Annotated in this window: 11 protein-coding genes and 2 tRNA genes; 1 reads left to right on the top strand and 12 read right to left on the bottom strand. The window is 42.8% G+C overall.

Features of this window, described 5'->3' with window-relative positions; all coding sequences use genetic code 11:
* Positions 1-90: 90 nt before the first annotated feature.
* The 8 genes from murA to NG78_RS04300 all read right to left on the bottom strand — a co-directional run bounded on the left by murA (position 91) and on the right by NG78_RS04300 (position 7,510).
* A complete protein-coding gene (gene murA / locus NG78_RS04265) occupies positions 91-1,452 on the bottom strand; it encodes a UDP-N-acetylglucosamine 1-carboxyvinyltransferase (protein ID WP_050543282.1) in 1,362 nt (453 codons plus the stop codon).
* Positions 1,453-1,562: 110 nt separating this feature from the next.
* Complete coding sequence (locus NG78_RS04270; protein WP_004134191.1) at positions 1,563-2,855, bottom strand: metallophosphoesterase; 1,293 nt, start codon at positions 2,853-2,855, stop codon at positions 1,563-1,565.
* A gap of 442 nt (positions 2,856-3,297) precedes the next feature.
* Positions 3,298-3,369, bottom strand: a tRNA-Gln gene (locus NG78_RS04275).
* Between the two features lie 40 nt (positions 3,370-3,409).
* Positions 3,410-3,482, bottom strand: a tRNA-Glu gene (locus NG78_RS04280).
* A gap of 185 nt (positions 3,483-3,667) precedes the next feature.
* Positions 3,668-5,230 carry a glutamate--tRNA ligase gene (gene gltX, locus NG78_RS04285; protein WP_032837698.1) on the bottom strand — a complete coding sequence of 521 codons (1,563 nt, stop codon included), beginning with the start codon at positions 5,228-5,230 and terminating at the stop codon, positions 3,668-3,670.
* Positions 5,231-5,258: 28 nt separating this feature from the next.
* Positions 5,259-6,224: a hypothetical protein gene (locus NG78_RS04290; RefSeq protein ID WP_004134187.1), complete on the bottom strand. Its 966-nt coding sequence runs from the start codon at positions 6,222-6,224 to the stop codon at positions 5,259-5,261.
* Positions 6,225-6,256: 32 nt separating this feature from the next.
* Positions 6,257-6,985 carry a histidine phosphatase family protein gene (locus NG78_RS04295; protein ID WP_004134185.1) on the bottom strand — a complete coding sequence of 243 codons (729 nt, stop codon included), beginning with the start codon at positions 6,983-6,985 and terminating at the stop codon, positions 6,257-6,259.
* Positions 6,986-7,000: 15 nt separating this feature from the next.
* Positions 7,001-7,510 carry a GtrA family protein gene (locus tag NG78_RS04300; RefSeq protein WP_004134183.1) on the bottom strand — a complete coding sequence of 170 codons (510 nt, stop codon included), beginning with the start codon at positions 7,508-7,510 and terminating at the stop codon, positions 7,001-7,003.
* Between the two features lie 84 nt (positions 7,511-7,594).
* On the opposite strand from NG78_RS04300, the gene NG78_RS04305 reads away from it, so the two are divergent.
* Complete coding sequence (locus NG78_RS04305; protein WP_004134181.1) at positions 7,595-7,942, top strand: phenylpyruvate tautomerase MIF-related protein; 348 nt, start codon at positions 7,595-7,597, stop codon at positions 7,940-7,942.
* Positions 7,943-7,971: 29 nt separating this feature from the next.
* Here NG78_RS04305 and NG78_RS04310 read toward each other — a convergent pair whose 3' ends face one another.
* Genes NG78_RS04310 through NG78_RS04325 form a run of 4 tightly spaced genes read right to left on the bottom strand, consistent with a single transcriptional unit; the run spans position 7,972 to position 12,274 of the window.
* Entirely contained in the window at positions 7,972-9,036 is a 1,065-nt protein-coding gene (locus NG78_RS04310; RefSeq protein WP_004134179.1) for a LacI family DNA-binding transcriptional regulator, read from the bottom strand.
* The gene (locus NG78_RS04315) at positions 9,033-10,427 is read right to left on the bottom strand and encodes a glycoside hydrolase family 13 protein (RefSeq protein ID WP_004134177.1); all 1,395 of its coding nucleotides are present in this window, start codon (positions 10,425-10,427) and stop codon (positions 9,033-9,035) included. The genes NG78_RS04310 and NG78_RS04315 overlap by 4 nt, the downstream gene beginning before the upstream one ends.
* 55 nt (positions 10,428-10,482) lie before the next feature.
* Positions 10,483-11,325: a carbohydrate ABC transporter permease gene (locus tag NG78_RS04320; RefSeq protein WP_004134175.1), complete on the bottom strand. Its 843-nt coding sequence runs from the start codon at positions 11,323-11,325 to the stop codon at positions 10,483-10,485.
* On the bottom strand, positions 11,309-12,274 hold the full coding sequence (locus NG78_RS04325; protein ID WP_004134174.1) for a carbohydrate ABC transporter permease: 966 nt from the start codon (positions 12,272-12,274) through the stop codon (positions 11,309-11,311). The genes NG78_RS04320 and NG78_RS04325 overlap by 17 nt, the downstream gene beginning before the upstream one ends.

Here is a 12,274-nt window from a genome sequence, read left to right as displayed (position 1 = left end):
GCGACTACTGTATCGATAATTTCGTGCATAAAAAAGCTTTTTTACCTATTGTGGTTAAAAGCTTAGAATCCTACAAAATACTCGGATTAATTAGTCAATATCCGCGCCAAGTGCAAGAAGTTTTCCGCGAAAATCAGCGTAACCACGATCAATTAGCGAAATACCGCGAACATTAGATGGACCTTTAGCAGTAAGAGCTGCAATCAAATGACTAAAACCGCCTCGCAAATCCGGAACGTCAATATCTTGACCGGTTAAAGGAGTAGGTCCAAAAATCACGGCAGAATGCTTGTAATTGCGCTGCTGGAAGCGGCAAGGAAGAGAACCCAAGCACTCACGATACAGCTGAACCATAGCACCCATTTGAACAAGAGGCTTAGTGAAACCAAAACGATTCTCGTAAACCGTTTCATGCACAATACTCAAGCCCTTCGCCTGAGTAAGCGCAACAACAAGCGGCTGCTGCCAATCCGTCATAAAACCAGGATGCACGTCGGTTTCAATAGCAACAGGATGCAAATCTCCACCCGGATGCCAGAATCTAATACCTTTATCCGTAACGTCGAATTGTCCGCCAACTTTGCGGAACACGTTTAAGAAAGTCATCATTTCCGGCTGAGTTGCGCCCTTAATAAACACGTCTCCGTGAGTAGCAAGAGCCGCCGAAGCCCAAGAAGCAGCTTCAATTCGATCGGTTAGTGAAGTATGCGTATAGCCTTGTAATTCTTTTACGCCTTCAATTCGGAAAGTACGGTCAACGTCTACAGAAATAATCGCACCCATTTTTTGCAAAACAGCTACCAAATCCATAATTTCAGGCTCAATTGCAGCACCCGAAAGCTCAGTTCGACCTTCTGCAAGAACTGCTGCAAGTAAAGTCTGCTCCGTTGCTCCAACAGAAGGATACGGCAGATGAATTTTAGTACCGTGCAAACCGTTAGGTGCAGTAATATGAATGCCATCCTCGTGATCTTTATCTACATTTGCACCAAGCTTTCGCAAGGTTTCAAGATGGAAATCAATTGGACGACCGCCAATATTACAGCCTCCAAGCGCTGGAATAAACGCTTCTCCAAGACGATGAAGAAGAGGACCAGAGAAAAGAATAGGAATACGCGAAGAGCCAGAAAGAGTATCGACGTCTGCAACATCTGCGAGCTGCACTTTTGTTGCGTCGATTGTAACGATTCCTTCCGGACCATTTACGTCTACAGAAACACCATGCAAACGCAATAAATCTGAGACAACATGCACGTCACGAATTTCTGGAACATTTTTAAGCACAGACTTTCCAGGTGCTAAAAGAGCAGCAACCATTGCCTTGCTTACAAAATTCTTCGCACCACGCACTTTAATAGTGCCATTAAGCGGCTTACCACCTTCTACATGCAACACGTCTGCAGCATCAATGCCACTATTGTTGTTCTGTTCAGCCGTATTATGTGCGGACACGTTTACCTCTTTCGTTCGCGCTAAAAAACTATTAACTATCATACCGGCATACTTGCCAACGCGCTCAGATATATTGCTTAATAAAATACTAACTCCGCTAAACTCGCATTTTAATGGGTTTGATGCTGACGCCATCTGCGAATTAACTTAGTTAGCAATGATGGTTTTCGCAATAAATCAACCTCAGGTAAATCATGCTCAGATTCTGCGGTAAGACCATACGTATAAGCCTTTTTAGTTGATGGTTTGCCAACAAGATTGCCAAATTCCAGCATTTGCGTGCGCGGTTCAAATGGGTGACGAATATCAAATTCAAGCAAACGTACACCACGCTTTGCAGGCTCCGGGCCGTATGAACTAAATCCACAAGTAGGAGTTGCAATAAGAAGTATATTCTTTTCAGGCTCTTTACCAGCAAAAGCATTTAGATGATCGTGACCAGCAACAACAGCAAACGCGCCAACTTTAGCTAAAAGCGCAAACTCGCCGCTGTCAACATCTGGGCAACTAATACCCTCTCCCAAATAGCCGTCCGGAAGAACACGATTCTCGTCAAGAGCGTAGTAACGTCCAGCAAAAGTACGATACCCTTCAATTGCGCTTTCTTGTGCAGCAGAATCTTTAGAAACCTCACGAAGAACACGATAATACTGTTGCAACGGAAAATGCTGAAACACGCAGAAACGAGGCGGCAAAGAATCCGGAAGCTTTTCTACAAAATTAAGAGCCTTTTTAGAAGGCTGGCCGTAGCCGCCCGATTGAGAATAATCTCCTGAATCTATTAAAACAATTGAAAAAACAACATTTTCTTGACTTTCGTCCATAACTGGAAGAGCGAAAGTACCAGGCTCACAAGGCAATATAATCTGCTTGTGTAAAATACAATTCGTTGACTGCATTGCGCTTGATGAAGACGTATAGTTAGAAACACGATTCATGCAGCAAGAAAATTCACGATACAGTGAGTCAAGCTCCTCGTTACTTAATCCACACTGAAAATCATGATTACCATATGTTACAACCCATGGAATTTTGCGCTTTTCTAATGGTTCAACTAAGCGAGATATTCCGTTTTTAACCTGCTGAAGTAGCTGCTTCCTATCAAAGTCAGACATATTTTCAGACTTCTGCCAACGTCTGCGCGTAAAAGTGCTTGAAAAAACTTTTTCGTAGCCAGCAATCTGATTACCTGTAAACACAACCAAATCGGGACGCACGGCGCTGCAAGCAGATTCAATTAGTCGAATAGTATCCGACGACACTTTAGGAACATCTTGAACATCTGCACATTGAAGTACGCGAAACTTACCAGAAAGATGGAACTGTAAGCGCCCCAATCGCGCCGAAATCGATAAAGGAAGCTCTGCATTTGCAGTAACTTCAGATTGTGCAGAATCACTCATACTTCAAGCATACGGCAGATACGAAACGACTCACTAAATTTTTTGCAGTGTTTTCAAAAATTCGCTAATTCTTGTAAAACTCGGTTTGCTTGCAAAAATGGTTGAGATCAGAAAACTCGCTACTACCAACGAAAACATGTGAAAACTGATGGGAAATAGGTGGAAAACAGGAAAAATCAGCAAAAATCAGCAAAATAGTTACAAATTCACAGGAAACTTACAGGCAATCGCATTATTGCACTCAGCATAAGGTGTTTATTATAGATATATCAAAAGGAAAACGAACTACAAACAAGTAGTTACGAAACCTTAAAGAACTTAACCTCTCTTCTTCTCTTTTCTCTAACCCCGGTCACGCACCGGGGTTTTTGATTTTTAAATGTATGATTCTCAGAAATTTATATAGATAACAAAAAAGCCCTCGTTCTACGAGAGCTATTCGCTGGGGTACCTGGACTCGAACCAAGAATGGATGAACCAGAATCACCTGTGTTGCCAATTACACCATACCCCAATTGGCAGGCTTCGCGGCTCTTGGAACCGTTCCGTCTTCGTACCCCCGACCGGATTTGAACCGGTGTTGGCGCCGTGAGAGGGCGTAGTCCTAGACCGCTAGACGACGGGGGCTTTCATTTATCAGCTACGCCTCTTGACGCAACAAATAGCGACTTTACAACATAAAGCAAATACTTGCAACCGCGGCGTGTCGAAAATATATTAAGCATAAAACAAATAAAAAGGCGGAAATGCAGCAATAGTGCCACACTCCCGCCTTATTTAAATTTTATTTGCACTTATAAATTATTTGCGATTTACAAGTGCTCGCGCAAACCAGCCAAACGCGCCAAAGTCACGTCTTTGCCAACGATTTCCATGGACTCAAACAGTGGAGGCGAAACGCGACGGCCAGAAAGTGCTACACGCACAGGGCCAAATGCCAGGCGCGGCTTGTAACCAGCTTCCTCAACAAGCTTCTTGTTCAAAAGCTCGTGCAAGGAATCAGTATGCCAATCAGAAGCATCAACGTCCTTCAAGGCAGCGAGCGCAGCGTCAAGAACCTCTCCTGCGGATTCCTTCAACTGCTTACGAGCGTCATCATCTGGAGCAATGTAGCCATCTTCACTAAGAAGGCTTCCAACCATTCCAGCAACCTCGCCAAGCAAGCGCACGCGAGGCTGCACGAGTGGAGCTGCAGCTGTGAGAACTTCGCGCTCGCGGTCAGTTAATGCATCCCAATTATCCGCGCTAACTACGCCATCCTTATGCAAGTATGGCACGGAACGGTTCAAGAAATCTTGCGGATCGAGCATACGAATATGCTCAGCGTTAATCGAAATTGCTTTATCCAAGTCAAAGTGTGCAGGATTTGCCTTAACATCGCGCACATCGAACTTTTCAACCATCTCATCCATGGTGAACACGTCACGATCCGGCGCAATAGACCATCCAAGCAAAGCCAAGTAATTCAGCAAGCCTTCTGGAATAAAGCCGTTATCCCTATGCAAGAACAAGTTGGACTCTGGGTCTCGCTTAGAAAGCTTCTTCTTACCTTCGCCCATAACGTAAGGCATATGGCCGTAAAGTGGAGTTTCCTTAGCAATACCCATTTCCATAAGGTAACGGTAAAGCACAATCTGGCGAGGCGTGGAGCTAAGAATATCCTCACCGCGCAAAACCACGTTCACGTCCATTAACGCGTCGTCAACAGGATTCGTAAGCGTGTAAAGCGGATCGCCATTCGGGCGCACAATCACATAATCTGGAACAGATCCAGCTTTAAAGGTGATTTCGCCACGAATTAAATCGTTAAAAGTAATGTCTTCATTTGGCATCTTCAAGCGAAGCGCAGGCTTGCGGCCTTCCGCACGGAAAGCTTGCTTCTGCTCTTCTGTAAGATTGCGATCGTAACCATCGTAACCAAATTCAGCTGGACGGCCAGCAGCAATATTACGCTCCTTAATTTCTTCAGGAGTAGAGAAGGATTCGTAAGCGTATCCTGCTTCAAAAAGCTTTTGTGCTACGTCTTTATAAATTTCCATACGCTGGGACTGGCGGTATGGGCCGTTATCTCCGCCAACATCAATGCCCTCGTCCCAATCAATATTGAGCCAACGAAGAGCCTCAATAATCTGCTGGTAGCTTTCCTCGCTATCGCGCTCATTATCGGTATCTTCAATACGGAACAGCAATTTGCCATGAGTATGGCGAGCCTCTGCCCAATTAAACAGCGCGGTACGAACCATACCCACGTGAGGTGTGCCGGTTGGCGAAGGGCAAAAACGCACGCGAACATTCTTTGGAAGTTCAGGCTTTGTGGATTTTGTTGCATTATTAGCAACTTCTTGAGTTTCCTCTGTATCAGTCATAGGTTCCATTGTGCCGCGCGTTACGGACGGATTGCGTTCAGTCAAGAGCTTGCGTAGATTCTTTATTTCCTTCTACATGCGCAAATTTTGCTGCCAATGCTTCGCGAGATTTGCGATCGTCTTCTTCTTTTGCAAGCTTCTTAGCAACTTCTGGATCCCACAGCACGTCTTCACGATGTTTTTGCCATTCCGCAGCCAACAAAGGCGCCGCAAACATAATCAAATCGTAAACACTACTATCTTTACTACTCTCATCGCTGTTTTTAACGCAATCAACAAGCTCACGCCACTGAGCATCTTTAAACATCATGCGAGGCACGCCAGCACACTCGCACACTTCGTTAATATAAAGGAAAATTGGTAAAGTTTCTTGAATATCGCTAGTTTTTGCAACTAGCTTGATAAGAATACACAAAACCAGAATAATTTTTTGCGACTCTACAGATTCCCTATATTCAAAGGATTGCTTTTTTGCGTATTCGATAGCGTTTTGTAAATCTTCAGCAACCCAATTTCCTTGTACTCCCAACGTATCTGCAGCGCTATTAATTGCATCGGCATCAACAGATGCGTGAGAGTAAAGTTTATTAAAAATAGTTTCTATATTATTGACGTCGTTTTCTAAAATTTCTGCTTCCGCTTCGTCATAATTAGGCTCATAGCACGAATCCATTGCATCGTAGGCGTCCGCAGCCGAAAGCAAAGCGTCAACAATTTCTTGCGGTCTGCCCGGAATCTCGTCCGCACCTTCGTACACAAATTCAGCATCCGGAACGGTCACGTCAAGATTCGTTAGCATTCGCGCTATTGCTCGCATTGAGCGCACTTCCAGATTTTCCGCGTATTTTGCGTCGTTATCAAGGTGACGAGCTTCTGTTAATGGCCACAATGCTGTCAAATTTGCGGCGGATTGAGCTGCGTTATTTAGATTTTTTATGGTTTCGATTTCCACTTTTTCAATTCCCACGTTTTCGATTCCTATTGTTCCATTAGAAGCTACCATCGAACGCTCCTTTACATTCGCAGCTTTTACTTCTACTTAACGTTTGCTGCAGGATCTACATACGTAATAGAAAGTACGCGCAAAGTCTTGCAATCGTAAGTAATAGAAGTAATTGACGCCAATGCTGTGTGGCGAAGAAGCATATTGTGCTCAGCATGGCCAGTTTCCAGCAGGTGACGATAAGACCAAATCGGCGACTCATGTGTTACAGCCACAATTTGCTCACCAGGATGCTTACGAACCTGCTCGCGTGCAAAATCACCAACGCGAGTAGCAATACTGCGGTAGCTTTCTCCCCAACTTGGCTTCCACAAATTTGCAACAAGCTTCCAGTTATTGTTTTTCCACAACGCACCTTCACCGTAGCCGATTCTTTTCCCTCGGAAATTATTGCCAGCTTCAATCAAGCGCTTATCTAAAATAATGTCGCTTTCATGAGATTGAACCGAAGATTGTGCAGAAGATTTTACGGAAGATTGCGAAGAATCCTCACCACAGTGCGCTTTTACATAGCAAGAATCAGGAATAGCACGCAAAGCATCCTCAATTTCGCGCGCTGTTTCGCGAGTGCGATCAAGAGGAGACGAGTATATTGCACTAATTCCTCGCATTTGCGGAACTGTTGCAATATATTGCGCCGTAGCTCTTGCCATTCGCACACCTCGCGCAGAAAGATGAAATCCCGGCAGGCGCTCGTACAGCACATGATTCGGATTATCTACTTCCCCATGACGCACAAAATGAATTGTTGTAGCCGGCATTCCTAACTCCTACTTTTACTTCCAACCTTTTGGCGTATGATTTAGCGACCATTCACCCAAGCGATGCGCAAAAGTATTGTCTTTAGCGGCATCATAACCAGGTTTTTGCGACTTCGTGTCGTCTAAAAGCCACTTTCTAATAACAAAATTCCATATGGCTACAACTACTGTTGCAATAAGCTTGCCAATGTTTGTGCGAAGCATGTAAATTGCAGTGCCACGCAAAGTTTGTGCCATTCCAAAAGTGCTAGCCCAAATAATCGCGTCGTTAATAAGCAAGCCAATAACCGCAGAAATAACGAAAATCAGCAATTCCAGCCAACGAGCCATGTCTTCGCGGTGCTTAAACACGTATTTCATGCTGGCAATGTAGTTAAAAATAAGCGAAATAATAAACGAAATAGTGCCTGCAGCAACATTATTTAAGTGCACAAGAAGCAACAAATTCAGAAGCGCAACATCAATAATAAGCGCGATAATTCCTACAATTCCGAATTTAACAACCTGTTCAATAAGCTTTTTCATATATTCCATTAAACACGCGACGGCTAACAATTAACATATAATTGTTACGTAATAAAACTTACTAAATTTAGCAAGGGAGCAATTATGCCAGTTATTCATACTCATGTTTCCGTAAGCACAACACCTGCCCAGCGCGACGCATTAAAAGCTGCTTACGGCAAGGCGATTAACGCAGTTCCAGGCAAAAGTGAGCATTGGCTTATGTGCCCATTCGAGGACAATATGCCGATTTATTTTGCAGGAGACGATTCCAAGCCTGCAGCTTACGTTGAGGTGAACGTGTTTGGTTCCAGCGTGCCTGGGTCTGCTTGGGAAAAGTTGACTGAGCAGATTATGGCAGCTTTAGAGCGCGAGCTTGGCGTGCCACAGGATCGCACTTACATTCGTTACACTGCAACCACCGACTGGGGTTGGAACGGCAGCAACTTCTAGGTAAAAACTGCAAAATATATTAAAGCCAATTACTTCTTAGTAGGAGCTGCCCCAACAGATTCACGCACGATGAGGGCAGTTCCTAGTTTTTTATGCGAAACAGGCAAAGCTTCTTCATTAAAACGTATTTGATCAATCAAACTTTCTGCAGCCAAACGTCCTTTCGAAGTAATTGGCTGATGAACCGTAGTTAATCTAGGCGTGCAAATTGTAGACAAAGGCAAATCATCATAACCCGTAATAGAAAGATCTTCAGGAACGCGTAATCCTTGCGCTTGAGCTGCTCCAAGCACGCCTAGCGCAATAATGTCACTAAACGACACAATCGCAGTAGGCCTACATTCAATATCAATGTCATTCCACATTTTGTTGAAAACATCAGCGCCACCCTGATATGTGCAAGGCGTTTCTATAACGGTAATCTCTTTATCTTCCGGCGATAAGTTGTGCTTTCTGAGCGCACGCACAACACTTGCCATGCGTCTACCAACTATTCCTTGCCATCCCGGATAATCAGTATGCGATTTCGTTTCGATTGCTGCAATACCAATATTCCTATGACCTAAATCAATAAGTCGATCTACTAAATCTTCAAAATCATGCTCATCGTCGACTTCTACAGTTGGAACGTTAATAGGTTGAGCAGGATCAACAATCACTACAGGAACATGCTTATTCAAAATTTCAACAACTTCTGCACGCTCAGCTTCCAAGCCGCAAATTATAAAACCGCTTACTGCAGCTGTAGGAATAGCTTTTAACATTGAACCTCTTAATGGAGGTACAAGCATCAAAGTGTAGCCTTCCGACTGGCAAACCTGCCCAATTCCTTGAATCAAAAGTGAATAATAAGGATTTTGCAAAATCGTATCAATACCTTGCGGAAGCAACAAGCCCAAAGCATTCGAAGAATTCGTGCGCAATGCTCTAGCTGTTGCACTTCGCACATATCCCATTTCTTCAGCAGTTTGCATAATATGCTCAACCGTCGCCTCAGACAGTTTTGACGGATCATTATATGCAAAAGATACTGCAGACTTGGAAACATTAGCTTTCTTTGCAACATCCTTAATAGTCACTCTACGAACATTCATAGCTTCCCCACTGCTTCACCTTCATACATTATGATGGATTTTTCTCCCATACGGTATTGATTACCTATTATACTTGGCACACCAAATAGCGCACGATCCATACGCACTGGCAAATCATCACAATTGATGTAAGCTCCAGATCCTCGATGCACTAAACATAAGCATGCACGCCCTGAAGGCAAAGTACGAGTGATACACACAGTATGTTTTCCCAAAGCAGCTACATGCTGCCTTCCATATTGTAGAGCAGCATTTTCTCTACGTAGACGCATTAATTTGCAAACTGTTTTACGAACAGATAAATTCCAATCATTCTTATTCCAAATCATAGGAGCGCGGCAACCCGGATCATTTTCTCCTTCCATGCCATTTTCATCGCCGTAATACACCATAGGAGCACCATCAGCAGCGAATAGCAAAGCGTAAGCTAAATTCTCAGCGTCTTCAGCAGGTGTATCCCAAGCATATTCATGAGCCTTTGTGCGCGTAAGCAAGCGCTCAGTATCATGACTACCAAGCAAATTCAACATACAAGAGCGATGCTCTTCCGGAATATCGTTATACAAAGCATTCATGCCATCTGCAAAATCATAAGCATCCAAAGTTTCATCAGCGCAAAAACCTAGGACTAAATCACGAACAGTATAATTCATGGTTCCATCCATAAGTTCAGGAGTAAGCCATTGAGAAGGGTTACGCCATTCTTCAGCTACTAAGTATTTATCATCTCCAAAAGATTTCACTATATTATGGAAACCTTTCCAAAATGTTTTATTGACGAAATATGGAACATCTAAACGCCAACCATCAATACCACGATTTAACCAATATTTAGCAACGTTATAGTGATGTCTACGCACTTCTGGATTATACACATTCCATTTTGGCAAATAGTAGCAGCCTGAACATGTTTTATAATTCGGTTCCGGATGAGACACTACAGGAAATCCCTCTACCGAAAACCAATTAACATATTGTGATTGTTCACCGTTGCGAACAACATCTTGGAAAGCCCAATGACCTATTCCACAATGATTAAATACGCCATCTAAAACTACACGAATCTGCAATTCATGAGCACGTTTAATAAATTCATCAAAATCTGAGTCATTGCCAAGTCGAGAATCAATTTTGAAATAATCAGTAGCATCATAACGATGATTCGTATCTGCTTGGAAAATTGGGGTAAGATACAGAGCATTTATACCCATATCCGCAAGATATGGAAGATGTTTACTAATACCTTGCAAATCACCACCGAAAAAATTATCTCTAGTTGGAGATTTATCCCATGATTCTACAGGATTAGGGTTAATAGAAGCATTTGCATTTGCGAAGCGCTCCGGAAAAATTTGATAAAATACGCTTGATTTTACCCACTCAGGTTGCATGACTTGTTCCTAACAAATAATTAATTTTACAAATTACGAAAGTTTTATCACTTCTTCAATCTTTAAGACCAGTAGAAGCTATTCCTCGTTCAAGAGCTTTTTGGAAGAAGAAGAAAATAATAATTGATGGTAACGTTGACGTCAAAGTTCCAGCCATTAAATAATTCCATGACGTACCATAACGCCCAACAAAACCACTTAATCCGATTTGTATAGTACGCATTTCTTCAGCATTTGTAACCAACAGAGGCCACAGGAAATCATTCCACGCAAATAGGAATGAGAACACACCAAGAGTTGCAAGAGCTGGCTTAGAAAGCGGCAGAATAACTTTAATAAAAATACCAAGACTTGAACATCCATCAATTCGTGCAGCTTCATCAAGTTCACGCGGGATAGTACTAAAATGCTGACGCAGCAAAATAATGCCAAATACATCAGCCAAACGAGGAACCGTTAACGCTGCCATAGTATCAATCCAACGCAGCTGAGCAATAATACCGTACATAGGTATAACAGTTACGAAGGCTGGAACCATGAATGCAGAAAGCAGAAGCACAAATAATATTTTCTTTCCAGGAAACTCTAATCGCGCAAAAGCAAAAGCTGCCATAGCGTCGAACGCAAGATGACCAACTACAATAATTGCCGACATAATCAAGCTATTAATATAATAATTTGCAAACGGAGCACTTTGCCAAGCATGCAAATAGTTTTCCCAATGCCACGATGTTGGAATCACTGACTGAACGGCATACGTCTCAGCTTTTGTTTGCAACGACGTTGTAAACATCCACATAAATGGAATGAGTACTGAGGCTGCACCAACAATTAGTACAATATGTCGAGCAAGATGCAACGAACGCAATCTCGTAAAGACCTTACTTATTTTCTGCATTACTTACCTTCCATTGCACAAGAGTTACGATAAGAACTAACACCAGCGATGCTATCGCGATTGCTGTGCCATAACCGAAATTGCCTAACCTAAATGCTTGACGATACATAAACATTCCTAGTACGTCAGTGCCTCCTCGAGGACCGCCTTCAGTAAACACATAAATTAAATCAAATGATTGGAAACTGCTAATCAGCGCTTGAACAACCACGAAGAATGTCATTGGTCTCAACAGAGGAACTGTAATATAACGCAGCTGTTGCCAGCTCGTAGCACCATCAAGACTTGCCGCTTCATAAGTCGACTTAGAAAGAGATTGCAAAGCAGTCAAATATAGAATGATATTAAAACCTAAGTTCTTCCAAACTGTAAGAAATATAGTAGCAAATAATGCTAGCCACTTATCGTGGAGCCAGTCGGGTCCTGAAATACCGAGGGATGAGAGTACCGAATTTACAAGACCCGATGGATCCAGCATATATTTCCATACAATTGCTACAGCCACCGAGGAGGTAACGACAGGAAGGAAATATATGGTGCGATACAATCCGCGAGCGCGAATTGGCGCATCTAGTAATACCGCAAAAATCAAACCGGAAACAACCGATAACACAGCTACGCCAAACGCATATATAACAGTCACAGTTAAACTATTCCAAAATTCTGGATCTTGAGATAGTTTTACATAATTCTTCAATCCAATAAAATCTGGATTTGCAGAAAAACCGTTCCAATTCGTTAAGCTCGTGTAGGCTGCAGAAATAATTGGATAAAAAGTGAAGATGACGAGAATCACTAATCCAGGAAGCAATAATCCCCATGCTGTGAGAATTTGCTCCCATTTTCCTACAGTTTTATGATCATTTCGCATCAGCTTGCTACTGCCAACTTTTACGTTGTCAATAGTAGCTGGCTGCTTATTTTTTAGCTGTGCTATCGGATTACGCAT

It is taken from the genome of Gardnerella greenwoodii 00703Dmash (assembly GCF_000263635.1).
GTDB lineage: Bacteria > Actinomycetota > Actinomycetes > Actinomycetales > Bifidobacteriaceae > Bifidobacterium > Bifidobacterium greenwoodii.
The sequence above is the reverse complement of the archived record's forward strand: the minus strand, read 5'-3'. Positions and strand labels throughout refer to the sequence as shown.